The organism is Halomonas sp. Mc5H-6, assembly GCF_024124705.1.
In the GTDB taxonomy this organism is placed as follows: Bacteria; Pseudomonadota; Gammaproteobacteria; order Pseudomonadales; family Halomonadaceae; genus Vreelandella; species Vreelandella subterranea.
In genome coordinates this window covers 494,574-520,715 of record NZ_JAMXSI010000001.1, presented here as the reverse complement: position 1 = coordinate 520,715, position 26,142 = coordinate 494,574, and the positions used below count along the sequence as shown (strand labels likewise).

The window sequence follows — 26,142 nt, the reverse complement described above, 5'->3', positions numbered from 1 at the left end:
ACGGTCCTAATGACATATCACAGGTAGATGCACCATGATTATTGGCCTTACAGGCGGCATCGGCTCAGGCAAGTCAACCGTCGCCCGCGCCTTTGGCGAACGCGGTATCGGATGGGTCGACGCCGATGATGTGGCCCGCGAAGTTGTCGCACCCGGTGAGCCCGCGCTTGACGCTATCGGTGAGCATTTTGGACCCGAGGTGATTGATCAGGATGGGGCACTCGACCGCGCCGCTCTGCGCAAGATCATTTTTGAAGCTCCCGAACAACGCCAATGGCTTGAGCAACTCACCCACCCTCTGATTCGCGAGCGAATTATCGCCCGACTAGAGAATATTCAGTCGGGGCCCTCTCCGTATGCGCTGCTGGTATCGCCTTTACTGTTCGAATCGGGCCAAGCGGCATTAGTGGATCGCACCCTGGTGATCGATATTCCCACCGACATGCAGCTATCCCGAACACTTGAGCGCGATGGTGTCAGTGAAGCAAATGTGCGTGCTATTCTGGACGCACAGATGTCGCGCGAGGAACGCTGTGCCCGTGCCGATGACATCATCGACAACAGTCGCGATATTGCGCATATGCAGCACCAGGTCGCCCAACTTGATCAACACTATCGAGAGCGACTATCGTCGTGACCCGTTGACGGCCTTTGAGGCGTCCTCTTTCACTGATCACGTTTTACATTTGCGGATATTTTATGTCTCAACCTGCTAACGACAGCCCATTTGAAGTCGCCTGCCCTCAATGCTCACGAACCGTTGCATGGAGTAGCGAAAGTCCTTTCCGTCCGTTTTGCAGCAAACGCTGCCAGCAGCTTGATCTGGGGGCCTGGGCGGAAGAATCCCACCGAATAGCCGGTGAAAATGCCATGGACGAAGCCGATATCGACGCCCTGCTGGCGCGGGCTGACCGCGATGCACCACTTTCCTGAATGACCGCACCTGCCTACCATCTTATCCAGCACCTTGAAAGGTGCTTTGATGATCTGATGGCCGCACTGGACGTACTCGCCACGCAATACGCAGTGCAGTGTCCGCCTACCTGGCTGCTGTCGCCCACAGCCGACCCCTCACCGGAAGGGTTTAGAGCGGCACTTTTCGATGTCTGGCATCAGACGGGGCAGGATGGCCGGGAAACACGCAATTATCTGGGTATCGTTGTCGCCAACGACGAACTTATCGACGCTGCTCGCCAGGTAAATATAGCCAAAGACGCATTCCATGCGGGCTTGCAGAAGATTAAAAGCACTACCCCCAAAGCACTGAGTGACGCTAAGGCGAAGCTAACCACTCGCCACCCGGATGTTAATCATGTCTTACGTAAAGAAGGGTTAGCGCGGTTACATTTAAAACAATGCTGGCGTCATTTGCCTATCGCCGATGCCGAAGTCGCAAAAGTGCGCTTTGCCTGGTATCAAAGTGGACGTTCGATTAAACGCATCACCGTCAGAGACGCCGAACAAAAGCTACTTCGGCTGGATACTGATGCGCCTCATATAAAAGTGCAATTGCGTCGTCTTGCAGGCTTACCCAGCGAAGAACCGCTTGCCCAGGTTCAAGCCCAGGCACCGCTAATGCGTGCCAATCTCTTTTTTAGCCACCCGTTAGCGGATGGCCACACGCGACGGGCGCTGAACGTCTCCATGCCCCTTTTCGTTCCCAATGAGCGCTTGGGAATGCCCGATATCAAGGCACCGCCAACTCACCCCCAGCCACAACGTACACGCGCGACTCGGCGCGATGAAAAGCTGGAGTCCGATGTTTTCCTACCCAGCCTGCGCGTGTATCGCTACCGCTAAGCTTATTTAAACAGCGGGTTAACAACCAGGTTTAATCAATCAGGCAGGCGCCTGCTCCTCTGTCCAACGCCCGGACGCCAGCAGCGTCTCGATCAGCTCGCGCAGCTCGTGCGAGGCAATGTGGTATTCCGTCAGCAATGCTTCGAATTGCTGCTGAAACGCCTCCTCTCGTAATTGAGCCTGCTTTTCGGCGTCTTCCTCTTCAAGCGCCTCCAAGGAACGCACTGGCGGCCCGGTGGGAATCTCCATCGCCTTGCCAGGGTCCTCTAACTGACGTAGCGCTTGCGCAAACGCATCATCCAGTTCGCGAAATTTACGAAGCTTGTCGCGCTCATCCATCGGTTTCTGAACTTTTTGATATTTCATTGATATGTCATTCACACCCTTTTGATTGAGGGATACGCCTTTCTATAAGGCTATTTTCCCCAAAAACTGTGCCCAAACGCGTAAAAAGCCAAAGCCAACTTGCCTTCGAGAGCTGTTACTAGCATAAAGAGAGCATCACTACGTACTGGTGCATATAGTAAATAATACTTACGTATCGCTGCATATTTTGCGACCACTGCAATACAACGCTGCAATGTAATCACTAGGCTCTAGTGTCAGCATTGAGGCAGAAAAAGCCGCCGCCGCGTTGTACTGACGTTGGGGCAAATTCGAGAAACCAAGGCACCGGGAGGGTGCACATTACCGCCGGAAACACCATCTGGCGGTAATACTCATGCATGGGAGGCCAGATAATGTTCAATGCTATGACACGAGCTGAGATCTGGCTGCAAGACACACTTGAAAAGCCATTGAGTATTGACGATCTTGCTCAACATCTAGGGTATTCAACTTCTCAAGTACGGCGCCAATTCCGTCACTACTTTCACACATCGCCGAGTGCTTATCGAGAAAAACGTCGGCTAGAACGTGCAGCGGTTTTACTCGTCTTCACTCCCCGTAATATAGCGCAGATTGCGCTGGATTGCGGTTATCAAAACCACTCGTCTTTTTCACGGGCGTTTCTGCGACATTTCCAACTATCCCCACGACGCTACCGTCAAGCCATGGGCCATGTGATGCATCAGCAAATACCGCCTTACGGTTACACGACTCAAATCAAGCAAACACCTGCACGACAGGCTGTTCTCATGCGACTCTATAAATCGCCTGAGCACCTTCAAGGGCTTGGGGATAGCAATTACCATGGCCACCAGCTGGAAAGCCTGCAAGCAAGGCTGGCAGACTCAACACCCGCAGTTTCGCTGCCTGATTTACTCAGCGAAAAAATCGATGCTCTAAGCGATCAAGCTGCGCACCCGGTACGTACCGATATCGGGCTCTACCTTGAAACGCTTCACAACATGAAGAGCATTCCACTGCCTGCACCCTACCGCCGTATTAATATTGCAGCACGCCATTATGCGAGCACCTGCTTTGAGGAATTTTCACAACTTTCACGCGCGCTGACCAGCATGTTGCTGGAACTCTTGCATGTACAAAAAGGCTATTACATCAGCGGCGAGGCGCCCATGGTACTGTGGAAAACCGATTATTTGGAATTGAGGGTACCGCTGAATCAATGAGGAAATGCCTGGCCGGGGAAGTAATAAAGTCGGCATTACCACTGGGAATGCCGACTTGGAGATACTTAGTCTTCCATTCGCACAAGCCAGGACTCAACGGTCTCATCGCCGTGTTCGTCTTTCCAGCTACGCAGCCCCTTGTGATTGCCTCCACGCGTTTCGATAACCTCACCTGTATGAGGATTTTTATAAATCTTTAAGCGGCGCTTACGGCGACCTGCATTGCTACTGGCGGGCTTTGAACCACGCTGATCGGCAGCAGGGTCTAACAACGCTACTACATCAGCTGGGCGCTTGCCAAATTCATTCATGAGCGCTTCAAGCTTTGTTTTAAACTCTAGTTCACTCTTGAGGCGCTGATCACCCTCTAGTCGCTGAAGATCTTCTTGAAGCTGCTTCAGCTGCTGTTCTTTTTGGATGTATTCGTTAAGTAGTGACATGGGGAATCCTTTAACATCAGGTCAAACCAGATAAGATACCGAACTGACATTGTCAGTATCCATTAGTTCAGAATGCGCATTCATTATTGCTGTAAAAAAGCCGACTGACAACAGTCTAGTTGATTTTTAGTCAATTACGAAAGATATTTTAAAGATTGGCTTAGCAATGAATAACTTTTTAGTGGCTTAATCACCAAGTTATACAGGCAGGAATTCACTGACAAAAAAACGCCGCCCTAAAGGCGGCGTTTTATGAAACCAGTACTAATGGCGATATTAGTCTTGGCCCATTTGCTGCTTAATCAAGTCACCGATAGTGGTTGCACCACCTGCTGCTTCCGGCTCTTGTTCACGCAACTTCTTGAGGTTCTGACGCGTGTCATCCTGCTCTTTCGCTTTCACCGACAGGTTAATCTGACGGCTCTTGCGATCAACGCTCACGATGCGCGCTTCGACACTGTCACCCTCACTAAGAACGTTACGTGCATCTTCAACGCGATCAGCCGCGATTTCAGACGCCTTGAGGACAGCCACTACATCGGTAGCCAGCTCGACGTGAGCTTCTTTGGCGTCCACTTCAACGACACGACCAGTAACGATGCTGCCCTTGTCATTGACCGACAGGTATTCAGCAACAGGATCGGAATCCATTTGCTTGATACCCAGGGAAATCCGCTCACGCTCAGGGTCGATAGACAGGATAACCGCTTCGGCTTCGTCGCCTTTCTTGAAGTTACGAACCGCTTCTTCGCCAGTATCTGTCCAAGAGATGTCGGACAGGTGAACCAAGCCGTCGATACCGCCTTCCAGGCCGATGAAGATACCAAAGTCAGTGATTGACTTGATAGTACCCGAGACGCGATCGCCCTTGTTGTACTCGGCATTGAAGGTTTCCCACGGATTAGCAGTACACTGCTTGATACCCAGGGAAATACGACGACGCTCTTCGTCGATATCCAATACCATGACATCAACATCATCGCCCACTTGAACCACTTTGGACGGATGGATGTTCTTGTTGGTCCAGTCCATTTCGGAAACGTGAACCAGGCCTTCGACGCCTTCTTCCAGTTCAGCAAAGCAGCCGTAATCCGTCAGGTTGGTAACCACGGCATGAACCTTGGTACCTTCCGGATAGCGCTCTTTAATACGGACCCACGGATCTTCGCCAAGCTGCTTGAGACCCAGAGAAACGCGATTGCGTTCACGGTCAAACTTCAGCACTTTAACGTTGACTTCGTCGCCGACGGCCACGATTTCAGACGGATGCTTGATGCGCTTCCACGCCATATCGGTGATATGCAGCAGGCCATCAACGCCACCCAAATCAACGAAGGCACCGTAATCAGTCAGGTTCTTGACGATACCCTTGATTTGCTGGCCTTCCTGTAGTGTTGCCAGCAGTGCTTCACGTTCCGCACTGTTTTCGGCTTCCAGAACCGCGCGACGTGAAACCACAACGTTGTTGCGTTTCGGGTCGAGCTTGATGACCTTGAAGTCCAGCTCTTTGTGCTCCAGATGCGCTGTGTCGCGAACCGGGCGGACGTCAACCAGAGATCCCGGCAGGAAGGCACGGATAGAATCGACATCGACGGTGAAGCCGCCTTTGACCTTACCGTTGATCACGCCTTTGACGACTTCATCTTTCTCGAAGGCGGCTTCCAGAATCTTCCAAGCTTCTGCGCGCTTGGCTTTTTCACGGGACAGACGCGTTTCACCGAAGCCATCTTCAACGGCTTCCAGTGCAACGTGAACGTCGTCACCGATCGCAATGTTCAGTTCGCCGTTCTCGTCGCGGAATTGCGCCGCGGGGATCTGACCTTCAGATTTCAGACCGGCGTTGACGGTAACCCAGTCACCGTCAATATCGACAACCTGGGCCGCGACGATAGCGCCTGGCTCCATGTTGATGTCGTTAAGAGACTGTTCAAACAGTTCAGCAAAGCTTTCGCTCATGGTGTTCCTACGTGATCAACGTTGTTGAGGCATAAATGCCTTCTCCGTACCACCAGCGAGCACGGGCCTAATGTCACTCTGCTTTTGGAGGTGTTAGCGCTGGTTAGACCTGACCGGGCTCCCAATGTGAGTTTTACGCCCTGCCATGTCGTGACACCTGTCCAAAAACGCCGCAAGGGAGAGTCAATTGTCGGAAACCAGCCCCTGTTGGGCCAGCAGCTCGGTCAACTGATCAACCACTTCCGGTATGCTCAGGCACGTGGTATCAAGCGTAATGGCATCATCTGCCGGCTTGAGTGGCGCCACGTTGCGATGCATATCGCGTGCATCGCGCGCCTGAATCTCCTTTAGAAGACTCGAAAGACTAGCATCCACGCCCGCTTCCTGCAACTGCTGATGGCGACGGCGGGCTCTCTCCGCTGCTGATGCGGTCAGAAATATCTTCAGGGAAGCGTCAGGAAAAACGACCGTGCCCATGTCTCGACCATCAGCCACCAGGCCAGGCGCCTGACAAAAATCGCGCTGGCGCTCTAGCAACGCCTGCCGAACAGCCGGAAGCGCCGCCACCTGAGACGCGCGCTCGCCAGCCTGTTCAGTGCGGATCGCCCGGCTGACGTCTTCGCCTTCCAACAATGTTCGTGGCTGACCATTTTCGACGGGAAAGGCAACGTCCAATGCCTGGGCCAATTGTGCCAAGGCCGCCTCGTCATCAAGCGCCACCTGATGCTTGACAGCGGCCTGCGCCGTCAACCGGTACAAGGCCCCACTATCCAACAGATGCCAGTTCAGGCGATCAGCGATGAGCCCACTGATCGTGCCTTTACCTGCGCCGCCGGGGCCATCAATGGTCAATACGGGGGGATGTTCAGCCATGCACTCCCTCCACCGATAGCGCCATCCCCACGCGTGTCACCAGGTCCACGAACCCCGGGAACGAGGTCGCCACATTGGCGCAATCATCGATCACGATATCGTCGCTTGCCCGCAGCCCGGCAATGGCAAAGGCCATCGCAATTCGGTGGTCACCCAGGCTATCGATCCGCCCGCCGCCATAACTGGCCACTTGGTCGTCACCATTGCCAACGATGTCGATACCGTCAGCCACAACCCTGTGCTCGACGCCCAGAATGGCCAGGCCATCAGCCATCGCCTGAATGCGATCAGACTCCTTGACGCGCAACTCTTCGGCGCCGCGTAAACGCGTCGTCCCTTTGGCGTTGGCGGCGGCAATGAATAAGGCTGGAAATTCGTCTATCGCCAATGGCACCTGGTCGACGGGAATCTCGATACCGCTGAGCGGTGCATAGCGAATACGAATATCCGCAACGGGTTCGCCACCCACTTCACGCTGATTTTCCAGGGCCAGATTGGCGCCCATCAGGTTAAGAATATTAATCACACCGATACGGGTCGGGTTGATGCCCACGTGTTCGAGCGTTATGTCCGAACCGGGAGTAATGGCCGCGGCCACCAGGAAAAACGTCGCTGATGAAATATCCGACGGCACATCGATCGGCCCTGCTGTCAGCTTTCCACCACCCTGCAGCCAGCAGGTATCACCGTCACGGGACACCGGATAGCCAAAGCCGTTGAGCATGCGCTCAGTGTGGTCGCGGGTAGGCGCTGGCTCACGCACGCGGGTTTCACCCTCGGCATAAAGGCCTGCCAGCAGCAAGCAGGATTTCACCTGGGCACTGGCCATGGGCATCTCGTAATCAATGCCTTTTAAAGCGGCGCCGCCCTTGATATTCAACGGAGGCCGCCCACCTTCCGCGGTATCGATGGTCGCTCCCATCAGGCGCAGCGGGTCGGCAACGCGGGCCATGGGACGTTTGTTCAGCGACTCGTCGCCGGTCAATTCGCTGTCGAATGCCTGCCCGGCCAGCAAACCAGCAAACAGACGCATCGCGGTGCCAGAGTTACCCACATAAAGCGGGCCAGAAGGCGCTTTCAGTCCATGCATGCCCACACCATGGATGGTCACGCGTCCTTGATGCGGTCCCTCGATAGCCACGCCCATTTCGCGAAACGCCTGTAGCGTGGCAAGACTGTCCTCGCCTTCCAGAAAACCCTTGACCTCGGTAACACCGTCAGCCAGTGCCCCCAGCATGATCGAGCGATGCGACATGGATTTGTCACCGGGCACGCGCAGTCGGCCCTGCGCCTGACCGCCTGGCCGCACCCGGTAAGTCACCTTACCTTCTGGTTGCATATGATATTCCGCCTGATAAGTGGTTTTGTTCAATAATGTATCAAAATAGTGGCGTGCATGACTGGCCCGATCAAATGTCGCAATCAGGGCATCGCTATCGCCTTGCTCAACAGCCTTGCGCAATCGGGCAAGGCCCGCTTCAAAATCATCCAGCGACGACAGCACCGCCTGGCGATTGGCGATGAAGATATCGCGCCACATCACCGGGTCACTGCCCGCAATGCGGGTAAAGTCACGGAACCCGCCAGCGGCGTAACGAAAAATATCCAGCCGATCATCCTGACGCGCCAGGGTGTCGACCAATGAAAATGCCAACAGATGCGGCAAGTGGCTGGTACGCGCCAGCACATGGTCGTGGTGCTCAACGCTCATTTCCAACACATCGGCACCACAAGCCGTCCATAGTGCCGAAACCCGCGTCAGGGCCGCCGCATCAACGTCAGGCTCCGGGGTCAAGATCACCTTGTGATGACGATAGAGATCGGGGTTGGCTGCCGAGACACCACTTTTTTCTGAACCCGCAATCGGGTGCCCCAGCACCATATTGACGGGCACGCCACCAAAAACACGCTCGGCACAGGCGCGAATCGCCGCCTTGGTGCTGCCCACATCGGTGATCACCACATTGGGAGCGGCCTTGGGCAATGCGCGAGCCAGCGTTCTCATGACCGTTTCCATCGCCAGCACAGGCACGGCGAGTACGATAAGTGACGCATCAGTCACCTGATCGCCAAGCTCGGTGCCGCCGCTGTCAATCAAGCCCATCTCGATGCCCCGGGCAATTTCATCGGGGTTGGGGTCGCAGCCGACTATCTGACCCTCAAACCCGGCAACACGCAGTGCCGAGGCCAGTGATCCGCCAATCAGGCCGAGTCCGACAATCAACAACCGCGACTCATCGATACCAGCCCCGGCGGGCATCTTCTCCCCCACTGACGTCACAATACGCCCTGAGGGTAGGACCCCAGCACGCGCAATTCCGCTGCCCGCAGCTGGACTTCCTCCAGCACGGCGGTGACGCGCGGCTCATCACGGTGGCCTTTAAAGTCGATGAAGAAGACATAATTCCACACCCCGGTACGCGAAGGGCGCGTCTCCAGGCGCGTCATATCGATCTGATGACGGTGAAACGGCTCGAGCAGATCGTGGAGGGCACCCGGCTGGTTGCGCATGGCCACCACAATCGACGTCTTGTCTTCTCCCGACATGGGGACATCTTGATTGCCGATGATTAAAAACCGTGTGGAGTTGTCCGGACGATCTTCAATCTTTTCTGCCACGTACTCAAGATTGTAGAGCTTGGCCGCCATGTCACCGGCAATCGCTGCACTGTGCCATTCGGTTTTCACCAGCTTGGCGGCTTCGGCATTGGAAGCAACCGGGACTCTTTCCGCATGAGGAAAGTGGGCGTCAAGCCATTTGCGACACTGCGCAAAGGACTGAGGGTGGGAGTAAATACGCGAAACTTTATCCCGCCGGGTCGTTTCGCTGACCAGCAGATGATGATGGATACGCAGGACCACTTCACCGCAAATACGGATTGAGGAATCCATGAAGGTATCGAGCGTATGGTTGACCACCCCTTCGGTCGAGTTTTCGACCGGCACGACGCCGTAGTTGACGGCACCGGCCTCAACCTCGCGGAACACCTCATCAATGGCGGCCATGGGCAGGCTGATGGCGCTTTCGCCGAAGTGCTTCAATGCTGCCTGCTGGGTAAAGGTCCCTTCCGGGCCCAGGTAGGACACCTTGATGGGCTTTTCCAGCGCCAGGCAGGCGGACATGATCTCGCGAAACAGACGCGCCATTTCCTCGGCGTCCAGGGGGCCTTTGTTCAACGCCATGATACGGCGTAACACCTGAGCTTCGCGCTCGGGTCGGTAGAACACCGCCTCTTCATCCTCGGCAAGCTTGATATGCGCAACCTGCTGGGCGCAGTCAGCCCGCTCGCTGATCAAGCGCAGAATATCATCATCCAGTTGGTCAATACGCTGGCGCAATGCGTCCAGATTGATCGACGTGTCGGCCATGGTGATCAGCCCCTTCGTTGTTCGAAATCTGCCATGAAGGCAATCAAAGCGTCCACCGCTTCCTCTGGCACGGCGTTGTACAGGCTGGCGCGCATGCCCCCCACGCTGCGGTGCCCTTTCAGGTTCAGGAGTCCCGCCTCATCGGCCTCTTTCAAGAAGGCATCATCAAGCCTGGCGTCTTCCAGCACAAAGGGTACGTTCATGCGCGAGCGGTTATGACGCGCAATCGGGTTGCTGTACAAGTCGCTGGCGTCGATGGCGGCATACAGCTTTTGGGCCTTGCGCTGGTTAGTCGCGTCCATCGCCTCCAGGCCACCGACATCCGCTTTCAACCACTTAAAGACAAGCCCCGCCAGATACCAGGCATAGGTCGGCGGCGTGTTGACCATCGACCCCGCCTCGGCAAGTAACTGATAGTCAAACAGCGAGGGAATGGTGGGCTGAGCGTTACCCAGCAGGTCATCGCGCACAACGACCAGGGTCAATCCCGCCGGGCCAATGTTTTTCTGCGCGCCTGCATAAATCACCCCAAACTGACTGACGTCCCGCGGCCCGGAAAGGATGTTGGATGACATATCACAGACCAGCGGTACGCTGGCACCATCGTTACGCTGCACCTGTGGCGTGTAATCAAACTCCAGTCCGCCAATCGTTTCATTGGCGGTATAGTGCAGATAAGCCGCGTCGTCACTGATCGTCAATGCATCTGCCGCAGGCACCGCCGTATGGCCATTCGGCTCACTACTTGCTGCTACATGGCAGTCAAAGCCCAGCCGCTTGGCCTCGTTGAGCGCCTTCTTGCCCCAGATACCGGTTTGAATGAAGTTGCCTCGCCCCCCCTGGCCCAAGAGGTTCATCGGTAGCATGGCGAACTGAAGGCTGGCGCCCCCCTGCAAAAACAGCACCTTATAGTTTCTGGGAACACCCAACAGCTCACGAAAATCGGCTTCCGCCTGTTCGGCGATCGCCACGAATTCATCGCTGCGATGGCTCATTTCCATTACCGACAAGCCGCGACCCTGGTAATCGAGCAGTTCGTCGCGGGCTCTCTCCAGCACGGCTTCGGGCAGGGCTGCAGGCCCCGCACAAAAATTATAACGACGTGTCATCGGCTCCGGCATCCTGTGCGTCATTATGGTTGGCGTCGTCTGTCTGCGCCTCTTCCAGCGTCTCAAAATCGCCTTCTTCGGGCTCTTCGACACGCACGGTTTTAACCAGCTTTTCTTCTTTACCGAGACGAATCAGCATGACCCCCTGGGTATTACGCGATGTGGTCGAGACTTCTTCCACGCGTGTGCGGACCAGCGTGCCGCGGTCGGTGATCAGCATCATTTCGTCACTGTCATAGACCTGCATGGCCGCCACCAGCGAGCCGTTACGCTCGCTGGTCTGCATGGCAATCACACCCTGGCCGCCACGACCGCGAAGCGGGAAGGCTTCGAGACGGGTACGTTTTCCATAGCCGTTCTCGCTCGCGGTGAGAATATAGATATGGCCCGCGTCGGATTGACCGTCGACAACACTGTCCGAGGTATCGTCTTCACCGTCATCTATCTGCTGCGTCTTGGGAATGATCAGGCTGATCACTTCTGCATTGTCTGTCAGGCGCATACCGCGAACGCCACGGGCCGTTCGACCCATCGCCCGCACATTACTTTCCTCGAAGCGGATTGCTTTGCCGTTGGAAGACAGCAGCATGGCATGGTCGGAACCCGACGTGATCGCCGCGCCCACCAAGCGATCACCCTCTTCCAGGTCAATCGCAATCAGGCCGACGCTGCGCGGACGCGAGAACTGTTCAAGGCTGGTACGTTTGACCGTCCCCTGGGCAGTGGCAAAGAAGATGTAGTGTTCTGGGTCATAATCGCGCACTGGCAGGATGGCGTTGACCGCCTCTCCTTCCTCGAGAGGCAGCATGTTGACTAGCGGCTTGCCACGGGAGCCACGGCTCGCATTAGGCATTTCGTAGACTTTAAGCCAGTACACCTTGCCACGGTTGGAGAACAGCAGCACCGTGTCGTGGGTCGACGCCACCAGCAGGTGCTCGATCACGTCTTCGTCTTTCATGGCCGTGGCAGACTTGCCGCGACCGCCGCGACGCTGGGCCTGGTAATCGGAAAGCGGCTGCGTCTTGGCGTAGCCTGAACGCGAGACCGTCACCACCATGTCTTCTTCGGCAATCAGATCTTCGATCGAAAGATCGAGGTGGCTGGCCTGTATTTCGGTGCGACGGTCGTCACCAAACTGGTCGCGAACGGCATGCAGCTCTTCACGGATCACTTCCATGAGACGATCCGGCGAAGCAAGAATTTCGGTCAGCTCGGCAATTCTTTCCAGAATAGAAAGGTATTCATCCAGCAGCTTCTCGGTTTCGAGGCCGGTCAGGCGGTGGAGGCGCAGCTCTAGGATGGCCTGAGCCTGGGCCGGCGACAACCGGTACTCGGTCGCGCTGGGATTAAGACCAAAACCTTCGTCAAGGTCTTCAGGCTTGCACGAGGTGGCCCCTGCGCGCTCCAGCATGCTGGTCACCTGACCTGGCTGCCAGACGTTGGCCAGCAGCTTATCCTTCGCCTCGGACGCGTTGGGCGATGCCTTGATGAGCTCAATCACCTCATCAATATTGGAAATCGCCACCGCCAGGCCTTCAAGGATGTGGCCGCGCTCACGGGCCTTTTTCAGTTCAAACAGCGTTCGCCGAGTCACCACTTCGCGGCGGTGGCGGATAAACGCTTCGAGCATCTGCTTGAGGTTCAACGTGCGTGGCTGGCCGTTTTCAAGCGCCACCATGTTGATACCGAAGACGTTCTGCAGCTGCGTCTGGGCGAAGAGGTTATTCACCACGACATCGCCAGACTCACCGCGCTTGATTTCGATCACCACCCGCAGGCCGTCCTTGTCGGACTCATCGCGCAGCTCGGCGATGCCTTCGATTTTTTTCTCTTTGACCAGCTCAGCGATCTTCTCGATCAAACGCGCCTTGTTAACCTGATAAGGCAACTCGGTAATGATAATGTGATCACGGCCGGTTTTATCGTCATGCTCGATGGTGTGACAGGCGCGTACATAAACACGCCCGCGCCCGGTACGGTAGGCATCCAGGATGCCCGCACGGCCGTTGATGATGCCACCGGTGGGGAAGTCCGGCCCGGGGATATACTGCATCAGGTCATCAACGCTGAGCGTGTAGTCATCGATTAACGCCAGACAGCCGTCGATCACCTCGCGCATGTTGTGAGGCGGAATATTGGTCGCCATCCCCACGGCAATCCCTGACGACCCATTGATCAACAGGTTGGGCACCTTGGTAGGCAGAACGTCGGGAATGCGCTCGGTACCGTCATAGTTATCGACCCAGTCGACGGTATCCTTTTCCAGGTCGGCAAGCAGCTCATGGGCCAGGCGCGCCATGCGCACCTCTGTGTAACGCATGGCAGCCGCATTGTCGCCATCGATCGAACCGAAGTTGCCTTGACCGTCGACCAGCACATGGCGCATGGAAAAATGCTGCGCCATGCGAACGATGGTGTCATATACCGCACTGTCACCGTGCGGGTGATATTTACCGATCACATCGCCGACGACACGCGCCGACTTTTTGTACGGTTTATTCCAGTCATTGTTCAGTTCATGCATGGCAAAGAGCACACGCCGATGAACAGGTTTCAGACCGTCGCGCACGTCAGGTAACGCGCGGCCGATAATGACACTCATCGCATAGTCGAGATACGACTGTTTGAGCTCGTCTTCAATATTGACGGGCAAGATTTCTCTGGCGATGTCACCCATGAAAGTCAGATCCTTTGCACTGCATTGGCACTGCGAGAGTTGAAAGCGCTTATAAATACGGCCTGAAAAGACACAGCATAGCGGCGCCCAAATAATTTCCCATCATACCACTGCATTTGCATCAAGGGCAGTCAGTCGCCATGCCGAGACGTTTCAATCGGCGAATATCGACTTGTCGACGGTTAACGCATCGAGTGTCTCGCGGACATTGCCGTCGATGGGGCTCGCCTTGTTGGCCCGCACGTCCAGCAACACAAAGGTAAGATCCGCCTGGGCCACCACACGGCCATCTTTTCGACGAATCTGGTGGTGGCATACCGCACTTCGATCACCGACATCGACAATCCCTGTCATCACCACCAGATCATCGCCTTGAACGGCGGCGGCACGGTAATCAATATTTAAATTCACCACTACAAACGCCCGTCCCGCGGCGTGCAGTTCGTTCATGAGCGCGGGATGTTCATCGAAAAATGCCCAGCGCCCTTCTTCCATGAATTCCAGGTAACGGGCATTGTTTACGTGCCCATAGCCATCCAGATGATACCCCCGCACACGAAGCTGGGTACGCGACACTGATTCGATCGACATGGATCCTCCTAAAATTGTCTCGGTTGATGACGATGGGGCTGACCGGCTTGATATAATCAGCACGAGCTTAATCAAACACAGGTTTGAAACAACCGCAACAACGAACCACTTGGCGACGATGCTGGTAGGAAAGCGTCGCTTTCGACATAATGTGCCACCTTTTACACAGGACAGGCGACATGTGGTTTAAACACCTGCACTTATATCGCGTACACAGCGCTCCTGAACTCAGTCATGAAGCGTTCAGTGAGGCACTGGATGCTCACGCAGCCGCCCCCCTGGGCAATGCCGACGCCCGCCGTCTTGGCTGGACGGCGCCTGCCGGACGGCTGGGCAGCGGCCAGCGTCTGCATGAAATCCAGGGGCACCGACTGTTCGCGGCCTTGCGTCAGGAGCGCCTGCTACCTGCCTCGGTGGTCAAGGAAGACGTCGACGAGCAGGTGGCAAGCATTGAGGCCAGCGAAGGCCGCAAGGTGACCCGCAAGGAAAAAACCGCCCTCAAGGAGCAAGTCACCGAGGAGCTGTTACCTCGCGCTTTTGTACGCAGTCAGAAAATTGATGTTTGGTGGGATACTCGACGCCAGCTAATCGGTGTTAATGCCAGTTCGCGGACCCGAGCGGAAGATATTCTCGACCTGCTGCGCGAATCCCTGGGCACCTTGAGCGTTACCCCGCTCGCCTCCCAGACGCTGCCCATGCGGGCAATGACGACCTGGCTTGGCGACCCCGCCAGTCGACCCGCTGACCTTCAACTGGGCGACCAGGTAGAACTGAAGGCCAAAGGCGACGATGGCGTACTGCGTGCCCGACAAGTCGACCTGGACAGCGATGAAATCCAGCAACTCCTCGAGAGTGGTCGACAAGCCAGTAAACTCGCCATTCACATCGAAGGTCGCCTAAGCTTGGTATTACACGATGACCTGGCGCTCAAGTCGCTACGCTTTGGCGATGCGCTGATTGAAGAAGCCGACCAGGCCGACGACGGGGACGACGCGCTTGCGAGGCTAGAGACCGACTTCATTCTCATGGCAAATGCCCTGTCTGACGACATCGTCCGCTTGATGGAATGGCTTGGCGGCGAAGTACAGCGAGAACCAGCACAGCGAGAACCAGCACCGGCTTGATAAAGTGCCGATACACGGTCAACGGCCATTGCTCACACATTTGATTTTATTGAAGAAATCTTACGGATCGCATGACACATCACAATAACGCTTCGACTGACCCGATGCCCTCAGACCCTTGGGCGGATATTCGTCCTTATATGGATCATGAAGTGGCGGACGTGCTCGCCAAGCTTTCGCGGGATAACGAGCTGCTGAATGCGCTTACCCGCTTTCGGCTACCCCGCCTGGCGCGCTGGGCACCGCCGCTGGCGCGCGCCATGGCCAGTCACGCGGTGCGCCGGGAAGTCAAGGACGTCACCAGCGTGCGTGAATTCCAGATGCGCATTGCCAGCTATATGGTGCGCATGATCCGCACTACCACCGATGCCTTCGAGGTGACGGGGCTGGACAAGCTCGACCCCGCCAGCGCCTATTTATTTATCGGTAATCATCGGGATATTTCGCTGGACCCGGCTTTCGTCAACTATGCCCTTTACCAGGCAGACCGAGACACTGTACGTATTGCGATTGGCGACAACTTATTGAAAAAGCCCTATGTCACTGACCTCATGCGGCTCAACAAGAGCTTTATCGTCCCCCGCAGCGCACGCGGCAAACGCGCCATGCTGGCCGCTTACCAGAAGCTCTCGGCCTATATCCGCCATTCGGTTACCGAAGATCAACACTCGATCTGGATGGCGCAGCGGGAAGGTCGGGCCAAGAACGGTATCGACCGGACCGATCCTGCGATTATCAAGATGCTGACCATCGCCAGTCGTACCAGCAACCGTGACGTTCAATTTGGCGATGCCATTGCCGAGCTCAAGCTTGTGCCCGTGTCGATCAGTTACGAGTACGATCCTTGCGACCTGCAAAAAGCCCAGGAACTTCACGATATCGACACCAAGGGCCACTACGCGAAAAGCGAATTCGAAGACATCAGTTCCATTGTGGCGGGCATCACCGGCACCAAGGGTCGTGTTCAACTGCGCTTCGGCACGCCTGTGGGGGCCGATATGGCCACACCTGATGAAGTCGCTGCTGAGATTGACCGCCAGGTGATTGGCGGTTACCGGCTTTTCCCCAGCCATTACCTGGCACTTGAAGCCCTGGGAGACGCCCCCGAGCTGGTGGCCCGTCGCACCATTACCCGGGAAGACAGGGATCGCTTCAACGAGCGGCTGGCAAGCGTACCGGAAGCCCTGCGCCCCTACTGGCTGGCACAATATGCCAACCCGGTAAAACACAAGGCCGGACGTTTGACCCACTAAGATCACACGCCATGCTCATTGGCTGAAAAAATGCTATTGTCGGGATAGTTAGTGGTCTCGCTCGACGCCCTGCTCGTAGCGATTTAAAGGAGAACCCCATGTCCGCTTCAGAAATTCAGAAAACACGTATCATCAATGAGCTACGCGGCTTTATCCGCAAGCTGCTGCAAGACCCCAAGATCCTTGAGCAGTCACTGGCCATCGCCCGGGAAGAGTTGGTTGAAGGCAACAGTCCTGCCGTCATGGCGCGCATTGCCAACCAAATATCGGATACCACCAGCGTGCATATCCCGGAAGACCCCGCCGAACATTCAGAAGCGGATAAATTGTTTCTAGAGCTCCTGCGCGAAGTGGTTCAAGAGGAACAGGCACTCTATTAGTCAGTCGCCTGAATCACCTCGCTGTTATATCTTTTTGTTAATGCCTGATCGGGATCTTCGTTCATCATGTCAACTACCTCCTCGCGCCGCATTCTGGTTACCAGCGCGCTACCTTACGCCAATGGCGCTATCCATCTGGGCCATTTGCTTGAATATATCCAAACCGACATTTGGGTGCGCTTTCAGAAAAGTCGTGGTCAGGAATGCTATTACGTCTGTGCCGACGATGCGCACGGCACCGCTATCATGCTGCGTGCCGAGCAGGAGGGCATTTCCCCTGAAGCCTTAATCGACCGGGTGTCACACGACCACCAAGCCGACTTTGCCCGTTTCGGCGTAGCCTTTGATAACTACGACTCCACGCATTCCGATGAAAACCGCCATTACAGCGAACTGATCTATCAACGCTTACGTGATAAAGGCCATATCGCCACGCGGGAAATCGAGCAGATGTTCGACCCGCAAAAGGGGCTGTTTCTCGCTGACCGGTTCATCAAAGGCACCTGCCCCAAATGCGGCGCGGACGACCAGTACGGCGATAACTGCGAAAAATGTGGCGCTACTTATACGCCAGCCGAGTTGATAAATCCGGTCTCGGCGATTTCCGGGGCTACGCCCGAAGTCCGCAGCTCCACGCACTACTTCTTCAAGCTGCCGGACTTTGCCGATTTCCTGCAGCGCTGGATTAACGACGGCCATGTGCAGCCGCAGATCCGCAACAAGCTGATGGAATGGTTTGAATCGGGCTTTAACGAGTGGGACATCTCCCGCGACGCCCCCTATTTCGGTTTTGAAATTCCCGATGCCCCCGGCAAATACTTTTACGTATGGCTGGACGCGCCGATCGGTTACCTGGCGAGCTTCAAGAACCTCTGCGAGCGTGAGGGCATTGACTTCGATAGCTACTGGGAAAAAGATTCGGACGCCGAGATCTATCACTTTATCGGCAAGGATATTGTCTATTTCCATGCGCTGTTCTGGCCCGCAATGCTCGAGGGCGCGGACCTGCGAACGCCCACCGCCGTTAACTGCCACGGTTTTGTCACCGTGGATGGTGCCAAGATGTCGAAGTCACGGGGGACCTTTATCAAGGCGGCCACCTACGCCGACTACCTGAACCCTGAATACCTGCGCTACTACTTCGCCGCCAAGCTGACGTCGAAGGTCGATGACCTTGACCTGAACCTCGACGACTTTGCCGCCCGGGTTAACGCCGATCTGGTGGGCAAAGTGGTCAACATTGCCAGCCGTTGCGCCGGTTTTGTCAAAAAGCTGGGGGGCGGCCGCCTTTCAGGCCATTGCAGCGAGCCGCAAATGGTCGCCCGCTTTATTGCTGCTGGCGACAGCATTGCCCAGGACTTTGAAGCGCGCGAATTCAGCCGCGCGATGCGCCACATCATGGAACTGGCCGACGAGGCCAATACCTATATTGCTGAAAAAGAGCCCTGGGTGCTCGCCAAGCAGGAAGGCCGCGATGCCGAGGTGCTCGACATCTGTTCGGTGGGTATCAACCTGTTCCGTCAACTGATGGTTTACCTTGCGCCGGTCGTTCCCAGCATGGCCGAGCAGGCCAGAGTCTTCCTGAGTGTCGAGTCGCTGGACTGGGAGAGCCGTCAAACGGTGCTTGTCGACCATGACATCAACAAGTTCAAACCCCTCATGCAGCGCATCGAGCGCGACAAGATCGACGCCATGATCGATGCCTCAAAGGAGGATATCGTGGAAGAGCAAAAGCTTAAGGAAACCCCCAAGGGTCCCTTGACAGACGACCCCATCGCGGCGGAAATCAGTTTCGATGAGTTTGCCAAGGTTGACCTGCGCATCGCGCGGATCGCTAGCGCTCAATACGTCGAGGGCGCGGACAAACTGCTTCAACTGACGCTCGACCTGGGCGGCGAAACACGCAATGTCTTTTCGGGTATCCGCTCCGCCTATTCCCCGGAAGCGCTGGAAGGCCGCCTAACCGTCATGGTCGCCAACCTCGCCCCGCGCAAAATGCGCTTTGGTGTATCAGAAGGCATGGTGCTGGCGTCGGCCAACCAAGACGGCATCTATCTTCTCTCGCCGGACTCTGGTGCGGAACCGGGTCAGCGGGTCACCTAACTAGGTATCGTGCAGTTAAAGGGGCAAGGCACTAGCCTTCGCCCCTTTTTTATAAGCGCTTATTTAATACCCATACACTTTTGGTTCGCTCTATGCATCTGCATATTCCACGCTCTTTGCGTTTCCGCTTTTTCGCTGCTCTTGGCGGATTACTTATCTGTGCAATCGTTGCGTTGGCCGCTATCAGTGCATTGGTCATCTTTCCGGTATTGCAGGCTGAAGAACGCGGGGCCATAAAACGAGAATTAGATCGCGTTGAGCGCAGCTTTCAGCTCGAACAGCAGCAGCTTCTTGCCCAGGTACGTGACTGGGCTCATTGGGATGATACCTATCAGTTTGTCCAGGGGGACTACCCTCGTTACAAGGACGTCAACTTCAGTCAAGAAATGTTCGAGGATATGCGCTATCAGTTGATGGCGTTTTTCAATAAGGCGGGAGAAGTCTACTTTTTAGCCGGTATTAACCCGACGACTGGAAATTACCAAACATGCACTACACCTAACGATGAGTGCGCCTGGATGGAGCCGTGGGCTAACCGCATGCAGGCAGCCATTGAAGAGGGTAAAGCAGATCAAAGCGCTATCTACGCTGACCAGGAGCCTGTAATGGTGAGCTCCACCCCCATTTTACGTACCGATAGAAGTGGCTCACCGGCAGGATGGTTATTTAAGACACGCAACTTGGACGACGAATGGGTGAGCTTCATGGAAGAATACACGGGGCTGCCTATCAACCTGAGCATTATCCAGGGGACAGCCTCAAGCAGCGATGCTTTCAGCTTCTCTGGCAACACCGTTCACGCCGAACGTTACTTACCCATCTATAGCCCACTTACCCCCGCTTCATTAGGAATAGGCATAGAGCTCAATCGCACCAGCTATTTAACTAGTTTGACCACCTTTCGCTACGCGCTGTTGTGGACGGCTGTCCTAATGGTTCTGGTCATTGCCGTGGTACTACTGTTGCTTGAGAAAATTGTGCTTAAGCCGTTGCGCTTACTCACCCAATTTACTCAGCAGTTGGATATACACGAGACGGATGTACATAAGCTCACCAGACGAAACGACGAAATAGGCTTGCTGTCACGAGCGTTTCAGGAGCATCTTACCTGCCAGCAGCAGCTCAATGAGGAACTTTTGACACTCTCCACCCATGATGCATTGACCGGACTACCCAATCGGCGGCTGTTTGACCAGCGCCTTGAAACTGCCTTTAACGAAGCCGATGCCACTTCAGGTTCGCTTGCCGTGATGATGCTGGATATTGACCACTTCAAACTCTACAATGACCACTACGGGCATCCCGAAGGGGACGTTTGCTTGCAACGTATTGCCGACGCCATGCACAGCCTCGCCCAAACGAGAGACTTTTTCATTGCCCGTACCGGCGGAGAAGAATTCTGCGCCCTGCTTCCCCACACCTCGCCCGATAAGGCCAGGGACATCGGGGAACAGCTCTCGGCGGCGATCGACGACTTACAGATTCCCCATTCAACCTCGCCAGTTAAACCTTTCGTCACAATAAGCGCCGGCATTGCCATGCTCCAAGACGCTAAATCCCAATCGCCGAGTGCGGTGGTAAGTTGCGCCGACCAGGCTCTCTATCTTGCGAAGGAAGCCGGTCGACATCAGGTTGTATTATTTAGACAGCCGCTAGCCAGCACCGAGATTTCTCCGCACAATACGTCACCATGAATGAACTCTTTGTGATCTTGGTCAGCACGGCACTGGTCAACAACTTCGTGCTGGTGCAGTTTCTTGGTTTATGTCCGTTTATGGGTGTTTCCAATAAACTTGAATCAGCGATGGGCATGTCGCTGGCCACCACCTTTGTCCTGACCCTGGCCTCCGCCGCCAGTTTCGTGGTCTACCATGGCCTGCTGGTGCCCCTGAACGTTACCTATTTACGCACCATCAGCTTTATCGTGGTAATTGCCGCCGTGGTCCAGTTCACCGACATCATGGTGCGCCAGCTAAGTCCCTTGCTGCACCGTGTGCTGGGTATTTTTTTACCCTTGATCACTACCAACTGCGCAGTACTTGGCGTTGCCCTGCTGTCGCTTAATCGTGATCTGAGTTTTATTTCCACCACCCTTTATGGGCTGGGCGCCGCGGTCGGGTTTTCCCTGGTGCTGGTACTCTTTGCCGCCATGCGTGAACGCCTCGCCGCCGCGGATACACCCAGGCCTTTCAAGGGGGCTGCCATCGCCATGATCACGGCCAGTTTGATGTCACTTGCCTTCATGGGCTTTTCTGGCCTGGTCCAAGGATAGGTGCCGTCAATGAGTGATCCCTTTTCGATCATCAGCCTGCTCAGCGCTGTCGCTGTGCTCACCGCGCTAGGCGTGGGGTTTGGTGCCCTGCTGGGCGCCGTTAGCGAGCGTTTCAAGGGGAATGAATCCAGCCTGGTCGAGCAGATCGATACCCTGCTGCCGCAGACGCAGTGCGGGCAGTGTGGCTATCCTGGCTGCCGCCCCTACGCCGAAGCCATCAACCAGGGTGATGCCATCAACAAGTGCCCGCCCGGCGGCGAAGCCACCATTACTGCCCTCGCCGATCTGTTAGGCCGCACGCCCGAACCGCTGGATGGTGAAGCGCCAAGTGAGGATCTGGTGGCCTTCATCCGTGAAGACGAGTGCATTGGTTGTACCAAATGTATCCAGGCCTGCCCGGTGGACGCGATCATTGGCGCCGCGAAACAGATGCACACCGTTATCGAAGATGAGTGTACAGGCTGCGATCTATGCCTTGAGCCTTGCCCGGTCGATTGCATTGACATGCTGCCGCGGAGCACACCGTTGGCCCAATGGCAGCCCGTCACCTATCCCCCCCAGGTGATTGCCAGCGACCGCCGCGCGTCAATGGAGATGCCTCATGGCACGCACCTTTGAGTTTCATGGCGGCGTCTATCCGCCCGAACGCAAACAGCGCTCCCAGGGTCAGGTGCGCCACGCAAGGTTGCCCGATCGCGTCGTGCTGCGCCTGGACCAGCACGCCGGTCGCCCTTCCTTCGCGACCGTCGCCGTGGGGGATAGTGTCAAGGTGGGCACACCAATCGCCCGGCGCGACGGCATGATCTCAGCCGCTTTGCACGCCAGCATCAGCGGCCAGGTCACCCAGGTGGATCGCCATACCATCACCATCGACAGCGACGGCCTGGATGCCTGGCAACGCTTGACGCCGCTTGAATGGCGTACCGCAAGCGCTGAGGAACGGCTGACGCGCCTGGAACACAGCGGGGTGGTAGGGCTTGGCGGCGCGGGCTTTCCTACCCATATCAAGGCGCGCGTTGGCGAGCGCCAGCGTATCGATACCCTGGTGGTCAACGCTGCCGAATGTGAACCCTATATCACCGTGGATGACCTTACGCTGCAGCAGTACACCTCGGATGTGCTGGAAGGTGCCCAGCTCATCGCCTCGCTTTGTGGCGCCAAGCAGATCGTGGTCGGCATTGAAGATAACAAGCCCGCGGCGATAAGCGCCCTGCGTCAAGCGATGGCAGAAAGCCAACCGCTCAGCGTTACCGTCAGCGTGATCGCCACCCGTTACCCTAGCGGCGGCGAGCGTCAATTGATTAAAACGCTGCTCGACCGCGACGTGCCCGACCAGGGGCTGCCCGCTGACATAGGTGTGCTCTGCCAAAACCCCGGCACCCTGCTGGCAGCCTTGCGCTCGGTTCGCGATGGCGAACCGCTGGTTGAACGACTGGTGACCCTGACCGGTGAGGCCATCGCCGACCCGGGCAATCGTTGGGTGCGGATCGGCACGCCCATGGCCGCCCTGCTCGACGAGGCGGGCCTGAATCGCGCAGCACTTCATCAACTGATCGAGGGCGGCCCCATGATGGGCACGCCGCTTGCCGACCTTGAAGGCGTGGTGACCAAAACCACCAACTGCTTGATTGCGGCCACGCGCAAGGAACTACCGCCTGCGCCGCCCGAATCGCCCTGCATCCGTTGCGGCGCGTGTGAAGAGGTCTGCCCGGCCAATTTATTGCCCCAGCAACTGCATTGGTACGCGCGCGCCAAGGACGATGCCAAGCTGGCGCACTACCGGCTGTTCGACTGCATCGAGTGCAATGCCTGTAGCTACGTTTGCCCGAGCCATATTCCCCTGGTCGCCGATTATCGCCAAGCTAAAACCCGGCTCCGCTACCAGCAGTTGGAAACCGCCAAGGCTGAACATGCCAAGCATCGCTTTGAGTGGCGCCAGGCGCGGCTCGCCCGCGAGGAAGCAGAAAAGCAGGCGCGCCGACAGGCACGCCTTGCCAGGCAGTCGACTCAGCAGACCGATTCTCAGGGCGCCTCACCTCAAGCCGACCTGCGCAGTTTGCGGATCGCCCAAACCGCCGCCAAAGCCGCCGTCAGGAAGGCCGAGAAAAACCTCGCGCGGGCCGCCCAGCAAGACCCGCAACAGCCCCATGACGACCTCGAGACTCAACTGGCCACCGCCCAGGAAAATTTGCAGGCAGCCGAGGCACGCCTCGCCGAGGCTCGTAGCGCAGACGAACCCCAAGAGACCCCATAAGTATGCTGCACGCGTCCCAGGTAGACGACCAACCCCGCTTCACGTCAATGCCCAGCACCGGGGGCATCATGCGCTGGGTGATCATTGCCACCCTGCCCGGCCTTGCCACCATGACGTTTTTTTTCGGCCTGGGCGTGGTCAGCAATGTCGTCATCGCCGCCGCTTTCGGGCTGGGGCTGGAAGCCCTTGTCTTGCGGCTGCGTCAGCGCAATTGGCGGCCGCTCAATGATGCCAGCGCGCTGCTCACTGGCGTACTGCTCGGCGCATCGTTACCCCCGGCCAGCCCCTGGTGGCTGATCGGTATCGGCATGGTCGCGGCCATCGTGGTCGCCAAGCACCTTTACGGCGGGCTGGGACACAATCCCTTCAATCCCGCCATGGTGGGCTATGCCCTGTTACTGGTGTCGTTTCCCACCTACATGACCCTATGGCCAACGCCCCAGTCGCTATGGCCCGCTACGCTCGGCAGCCAAATCATGGGTAGCATTTCGCTGGAGCAGATCGACAGTTTAAGCGGCGCCACACCGCTGGACGCGTTCAAGCATAAAGCCGATGAGGTAACCGCCAGCCAATTCTGGGCTAACCCGCCGCTACCCCGTGGCACCCTCACTGCCTGGCAGTGGGTCTCGGCAGCCTGGGCAGTCGGCGGTGCACTGCTGCTTGCCAGACGCCTGATCAGTTGGCATATCCCCGTGGCCATGCTTGGCAGCATGACGGCCATTGCCACACTGCTTTACTGGTTGAATCCCGATGACGCCGCCTCGCCCTGGCTGCACCTGGTTACCGGCGCGACCCTGTTTGGCGCATTTTTCATTGCCACCGACCCGGTGTCCGCGGCCACTAGCCAGCGCGGCAAACTGATCTACGGCGCGGGGATCGGCCTGCTTGTCATCGTGATTCGCAGCTGGGGCGGCTACCCCGATGCGGTGGCCTTTGCCGTGCTGCTGATGAACCTGTGCGTACCCTTGCTGGATATTTACACGGTGCCCGCCGCGACGGACCCGCAATCCGCCACTGGCAGAACACACCCATGAGTACACTGAACGCCATGCAACGCGGTGCGCTGACGTTAGGCCTGTTTGCCTTGATCACGGCGGGCAGTGTCGCCTCGCTGCGAGCATTGACGGCCGAGCGGATCGACGCGCACCAGCAAGCCTATGAGCAACGCCAGCGCCAGGCCGTTCTGCCCGAGGCGCTTACCCAGCAGGCAACGGTATCGCCGATTTCGCTGCCCGACGCTGACCTGCTTGGCTACCCCGACGGGACGACCGGCTGGCAAGTGGCCAACGACCAGCAACGTGCCGTCGTGTTGCCGGTCGTCACCCGGCGCGGCTATAACGGCGACATCCACCTACTCGTGGGTCTCGACGAGCAACAGCGTATCAGTGGGGTTCGCGTTACCCGGCATCAGGAAACCCCAGGCCTCGGCGACGACATCGAGCGCCGCCGAAGCGATTGGATCACTCACTTCGATGGCTTACGCCTGGACTCGCTAGCTGCCGAAGACTGGGCGGTACGAAAGGATGGCGGTCATTTTGATGCCTTTACCGGCGCCACCATCACGCCCAGTGCTGTGGTCGATGCTGTACACAGTGCCCTACAATATGCAGCCAGCCATGCACCCCTTGAAAACACCCACAAGCGGCAGGCAGAGGAGCCAGAGCGATGAGCCAACTTGGCCAGCTTTCGCGTGAAGGACTGTGGTCAAACAACCCAGCGCTGGTCCAACTGCTGGGGCTATGTCCGTTATTGGCGGTCAGCGCCAGCGTGGTCAACGCATTGGGGCTGGCCATTGCCACCCTGGTCGTCATGGTCGGCGCCAGCACCACGGTATCGATGATTCGTCATCAGGTACCCAGCGCCGTCCGCCTGCCTGCCTTCGTGATGATTATTGCCGCCTTTGTCACCTGCGCTGAGCTCCTCATGGCCGCCTACGCCTACCCGCTTTACCAGGTGCTGGGGATTTTTATTCCGCTGATTGTGACCAACTGCGCCATTCTGGGCCGGGCCGAGGCCTTTGCCTCGCGCCAGCCAGTATTACCTGCCGCCATTGATGGCCTGATGATGGGGCTCGGTTTTGGCGCTGTACTGGTGGTGTTAGGGGCATTACGCGAGCTGCTGGGCCAGGGGACGCTGTTCAGGGAAATGACGTTGTTGTTCGGCCCGATGGCCGACGGCTGGCGATTGACATTGGTCGACGACTATCAGTTTCTGTTTTTCGTGCTTCCCCCCGGCGCGTTTTTCGTCGCTGGGCTGCTGATAGCACTGAAAAACAGCATTGACCAACGCCTTGAGGCAACGTCACAGCCCAAGACCGTTACACCCCGTGAACAGCGCCGCGTCCGCGTCACCGGTACGATTAAATAACCC

24 protein-coding genes are annotated in these 26,142 nt (G+C 56.8%); 15 read left to right on the top strand and 9 right to left on the bottom strand.

From position 1 onward, the window contains the following. The first annotated feature begins 34 nt into the window (after positions 1-34). The 3 genes from coaE (at position 35) to NH395_RS02400 (ending at position 1,800) form a co-directional block, all read left to right on the top strand. Positions 35-637, top strand: a complete 603-nt coding sequence (coaE, locus tag NH395_RS02410; RefSeq protein WP_253022156.1) for a dephospho-CoA kinase — start codon at positions 35-37, stop codon at positions 635-637. Between the two features lie 62 nt (positions 638-699). Further along, positions 700-933: a DNA gyrase inhibitor YacG gene (yacG, locus tag NH395_RS02405; RefSeq protein ID WP_092829429.1), complete on the top strand. Its 234-nt coding sequence runs from the start codon at positions 700-702 to the stop codon at positions 931-933. 57 nt (positions 934-990) lie between these two features. After that, positions 991-1,800, top strand: coding sequence for a DNA replication terminus site-binding protein (locus tag NH395_RS02400; RefSeq protein WP_253022154.1), 810 nt, complete (start codon positions 991-993; stop codon positions 1,798-1,800). Positions 1,801-1,839: 39 nt separating this feature from the next. On the opposite strand, the gene NH395_RS02395 is transcribed toward NH395_RS02400, so the two are convergent. Continuing rightward, positions 1,840-2,166, bottom strand: a complete 327-nt coding sequence (locus NH395_RS02395) for a hypothetical protein (RefSeq protein ID WP_066320451.1) — start codon at positions 2,164-2,166, stop codon at positions 1,840-1,842. 374 nt (positions 2,167-2,540) lie between these two features. On the opposite strand from NH395_RS02395, the gene NH395_RS02390 reads away from it, so the two are divergent. Further along, entirely contained in the window at positions 2,541-3,371 is an 831-nt protein-coding gene (locus NH395_RS02390) for a helix-turn-helix transcriptional regulator (RefSeq protein WP_253022152.1), read from the top strand. A 65-nt stretch (positions 3,372-3,436) separates the two neighbouring features. Here the strand turns inward: NH395_RS02390 and NH395_RS02385 are convergent, their stop codons facing one another. The 8 genes from NH395_RS02385 to NH395_RS02350 form a co-directional block, all read right to left on the bottom strand. After that, positions 3,437-3,811, bottom strand: coding sequence for a histone-like nucleoid-structuring protein, MvaT/MvaU family (locus NH395_RS02385; protein WP_253022150.1), 375 nt, complete (start codon positions 3,809-3,811; stop codon positions 3,437-3,439). 276 nt (positions 3,812-4,087) lie between these two features. After that, entirely contained in the window at positions 4,088-5,767 is a 1,680-nt protein-coding gene (rpsA, locus tag NH395_RS02380) for a 30S ribosomal protein S1 (RefSeq protein WP_066320448.1), read from the bottom strand. 183 nt (positions 5,768-5,950) lie between these two features. Then, the gene (gene cmk, locus NH395_RS02375) at positions 5,951-6,640 is read right to left on the bottom strand and encodes a (d)CMP kinase (protein WP_253022148.1); all 690 of its coding nucleotides are present in this window, start codon (positions 6,638-6,640) and stop codon (positions 5,951-5,953) included. Then, positions 6,633-8,900, bottom strand: a complete 2,268-nt coding sequence (locus NH395_RS02370) for a bifunctional prephenate dehydrogenase/3-phosphoshikimate 1-carboxyvinyltransferase (protein WP_253022146.1) — start codon at positions 8,898-8,900, stop codon at positions 6,633-6,635. The genes cmk and NH395_RS02370 overlap by 8 nt, the downstream gene beginning before the upstream one ends. 17 nt (positions 8,901-8,917) lie before the next feature. Continuing rightward, positions 8,918-10,009: a prephenate dehydratase gene (gene pheA, locus NH395_RS02365; protein ID WP_253022144.1), complete on the bottom strand. Its 1,092-nt coding sequence runs from the start codon at positions 10,007-10,009 to the stop codon at positions 8,918-8,920. A gap of 5 nt (positions 10,010-10,014) precedes the next feature. Continuing rightward, positions 10,015-11,118 carry a 3-phosphoserine/phosphohydroxythreonine transaminase gene (gene serC / locus NH395_RS02360; protein WP_253022143.1) on the bottom strand — a complete coding sequence of 368 codons (1,104 nt, stop codon included), beginning with the start codon at positions 11,116-11,118 and terminating at the stop codon, positions 10,015-10,017. Beyond that, a complete protein-coding gene (gene gyrA / locus NH395_RS02355) occupies positions 11,102-13,795 on the bottom strand; it encodes a DNA gyrase subunit A (protein WP_253022141.1) in 2,694 nt (897 codons plus the stop codon). The genes serC and gyrA overlap by 17 nt, the downstream gene beginning before the upstream one ends. A 153-nt stretch (positions 13,796-13,948) precedes the next feature. After that, a complete protein-coding gene (locus NH395_RS02350) occupies positions 13,949-14,386 on the bottom strand; it encodes a thioesterase family protein (RefSeq protein WP_066320440.1) in 438 nt (145 codons plus the stop codon). A gap of 179 nt (positions 14,387-14,565) precedes the next feature. On the opposite strand from NH395_RS02350, the gene NH395_RS02345 reads away from it, so the two are divergent. The 11 genes from NH395_RS02345 to NH395_RS02295 all read left to right on the top strand — a co-directional run bounded on the left by NH395_RS02345 (position 14,566) and on the right by NH395_RS02295 (position 26,139). Then, a complete protein-coding gene (locus NH395_RS02345) occupies positions 14,566-15,510 on the top strand; it encodes a recombination-associated protein RdgC (protein WP_253022139.1) in 945 nt (314 codons plus the stop codon). A gap of 71 nt (positions 15,511-15,581) precedes the next feature. Continuing rightward, the gene (locus tag NH395_RS02340) at positions 15,582-16,763 is read left to right on the top strand and encodes a 1-acyl-sn-glycerol-3-phosphate acyltransferase (protein ID WP_253022137.1); all 1,182 of its coding nucleotides are present in this window, start codon (positions 15,582-15,584) and stop codon (positions 16,761-16,763) included. 98 nt (positions 16,764-16,861) lie between these two features. Beyond that, complete coding sequence (locus NH395_RS02335) at positions 16,862-17,143, top strand: hypothetical protein (protein WP_066320437.1); 282 nt, start codon at positions 16,862-16,864, stop codon at positions 17,141-17,143. 66 nt (positions 17,144-17,209) lie between these two features. After that, the gene (metG, locus tag NH395_RS02330) at positions 17,210-19,246 is read left to right on the top strand and encodes a methionine--tRNA ligase (protein WP_253022136.1); all 2,037 of its coding nucleotides are present in this window, start codon (positions 17,210-17,212) and stop codon (positions 19,244-19,246) included. Positions 19,247-19,338: 92 nt separating this feature from the next. After that, the gene (locus tag NH395_RS02325; RefSeq protein WP_253022134.1) at positions 19,339-20,940 is read left to right on the top strand and encodes a diguanylate cyclase; all 1,602 of its coding nucleotides are present in this window, start codon (positions 19,339-19,341) and stop codon (positions 20,938-20,940) included. Further along, positions 20,937-21,518 carry an electron transport complex subunit RsxA gene (rsxA, locus tag NH395_RS02320; protein WP_253022132.1) on the top strand — a complete coding sequence of 194 codons (582 nt, stop codon included), beginning with the start codon at positions 20,937-20,939 and terminating at the stop codon, positions 21,516-21,518. Before NH395_RS02325 ends, rsxA begins: the two co-directional genes overlap by 4 nt. A gap of 9 nt (positions 21,519-21,527) precedes the next feature. Continuing rightward, the gene (gene rsxB, locus NH395_RS02315; RefSeq protein WP_253022130.1) at positions 21,528-22,136 is read left to right on the top strand and encodes an electron transport complex subunit RsxB; all 609 of its coding nucleotides are present in this window, start codon (positions 21,528-21,530) and stop codon (positions 22,134-22,136) included. Beyond that, on the top strand, positions 22,120-23,772 hold the full coding sequence (rsxC, locus tag NH395_RS02310; RefSeq protein ID WP_253022128.1) for an electron transport complex subunit RsxC: 1,653 nt from the start codon (positions 22,120-22,122) through the stop codon (positions 23,770-23,772). The genes rsxB and rsxC overlap by 17 nt, the downstream gene beginning before the upstream one ends. After that, complete coding sequence (locus NH395_RS02305; RefSeq protein WP_253022426.1) at positions 23,769-24,806, top strand: RnfABCDGE type electron transport complex subunit D; 1,038 nt, start codon at positions 23,769-23,771, stop codon at positions 24,804-24,806. The genes rsxC and NH395_RS02305 overlap by 4 nt, the downstream gene beginning before the upstream one ends. Next, the gene (gene rsxG, locus NH395_RS02300; RefSeq protein WP_253022126.1) at positions 24,803-25,441 is read left to right on the top strand and encodes an electron transport complex subunit RsxG; all 639 of its coding nucleotides are present in this window, start codon (positions 24,803-24,805) and stop codon (positions 25,439-25,441) included. Before NH395_RS02305 ends, rsxG begins: the two co-directional genes overlap by 4 nt. Next, positions 25,438-26,139 carry an electron transport complex subunit E gene (locus NH395_RS02295; RefSeq protein ID WP_253022123.1) on the top strand — a complete coding sequence of 234 codons (702 nt, stop codon included), beginning with the start codon at positions 25,438-25,440 and terminating at the stop codon, positions 26,137-26,139. The genes rsxG and NH395_RS02295 overlap by 4 nt, the downstream gene beginning before the upstream one ends. Positions 26,140-26,142: the final 3 nt, after the last annotated feature.

Bases quoted from the DNA above. Each gene is read 5' to 3' on its own strand.
- serC (WP_253022143.1), bottom strand. From the start codon at position 11,118: ATGACACGTCGTTATAATTTTTGTGCGGGGCCTGCAGCCCTGCCCGAA.
- NH395_RS02400 (WP_253022154.1), top strand. From the start codon at position 991: ATGGCCGCACTGGACGTACTCGCCACGCAATACGCAGTGCAGTGTCCG.
- cmk (WP_253022148.1), bottom strand. From the start codon at position 6,640: ATGGCTGAACATCCCCCCGTATTGACCATTGATGGCCCCGGCGGCGCA.
- rsxA (WP_253022132.1), top strand. From the start codon at position 20,937: ATGAATGAACTCTTTGTGATCTTGGTCAGCACGGCACTGGTCAACAAC.
- NH395_RS02350 (WP_066320440.1), bottom strand. From the start codon at position 14,386: ATGTCGATCGAATCAGTGTCGCGTACCCAGCTTCGTGTGCGGGGGTAT.
- NH395_RS02385 (WP_253022150.1), bottom strand. From the start codon at position 3,811: ATGTCACTACTTAACGAATACATCCAAAAAGAACAGCAGCTGAAGCAG.
- NH395_RS02345 (WP_253022139.1), top strand. From the start codon at position 14,566: ATGTGGTTTAAACACCTGCACTTATATCGCGTACACAGCGCTCCTGAA.
- rsxC (WP_253022128.1), top strand. From the start codon at position 22,120: ATGGCACGCACCTTTGAGTTTCATGGCGGCGTCTATCCGCCCGAACGC.
- NH395_RS02390 (WP_253022152.1), top strand. From the start codon at position 2,541: ATGTTCAATGCTATGACACGAGCTGAGATCTGGCTGCAAGACACACTT.
- coaE (WP_253022156.1), top strand. From the start codon at position 35: ATGATTATTGGCCTTACAGGCGGCATCGGCTCAGGCAAGTCAACCGTC.
- rpsA (WP_066320448.1), bottom strand. From the start codon at position 5,767: ATGAGCGAAAGCTTTGCTGAACTGTTTGAACAGTCTCTTAACGACATC.
- rsxB (WP_253022130.1), top strand. From the start codon at position 21,528: ATGAGTGATCCCTTTTCGATCATCAGCCTGCTCAGCGCTGTCGCTGTG.
- NH395_RS02325 (WP_253022134.1), top strand. From the start codon at position 19,339: ATGCATCTGCATATTCCACGCTCTTTGCGTTTCCGCTTTTTCGCTGCT.
- NH395_RS02370 (WP_253022146.1), bottom strand. From the start codon at position 8,900: ATGCCCGCCGGGGCTGGTATCGATGAGTCGCGGTTGTTGATTGTCGGA.
- NH395_RS02340 (WP_253022137.1), top strand. From the start codon at position 15,582: ATGACACATCACAATAACGCTTCGACTGACCCGATGCCCTCAGACCCT.
- yacG (WP_092829429.1), top strand. From the start codon at position 700: ATGTCTCAACCTGCTAACGACAGCCCATTTGAAGTCGCCTGCCCTCAA.
- gyrA (WP_253022141.1), bottom strand. From the start codon at position 13,795: ATGGGTGACATCGCCAGAGAAATCTTGCCCGTCAATATTGAAGACGAG.
- NH395_RS02295 (WP_253022123.1), top strand. From the start codon at position 25,438: ATGAGCCAACTTGGCCAGCTTTCGCGTGAAGGACTGTGGTCAAACAAC.
- NH395_RS02335 (WP_066320437.1), top strand. From the start codon at position 16,862: ATGTCCGCTTCAGAAATTCAGAAAACACGTATCATCAATGAGCTACGC.
- metG (WP_253022136.1), top strand. From the start codon at position 17,210: ATGTCAACTACCTCCTCGCGCCGCATTCTGGTTACCAGCGCGCTACCT.
- NH395_RS02395 (WP_066320451.1), bottom strand. From the start codon at position 2,166: ATGAAATATCAAAAAGTTCAGAAACCGATGGATGAGCGCGACAAGCTT.
- pheA (WP_253022144.1), bottom strand. From the start codon at position 10,009: ATGGCCGACACGTCGATCAATCTGGACGCATTGCGCCAGCGTATTGAC.
- rsxG (WP_253022126.1), top strand. From the start codon at position 24,803: ATGAGTACACTGAACGCCATGCAACGCGGTGCGCTGACGTTAGGCCTG.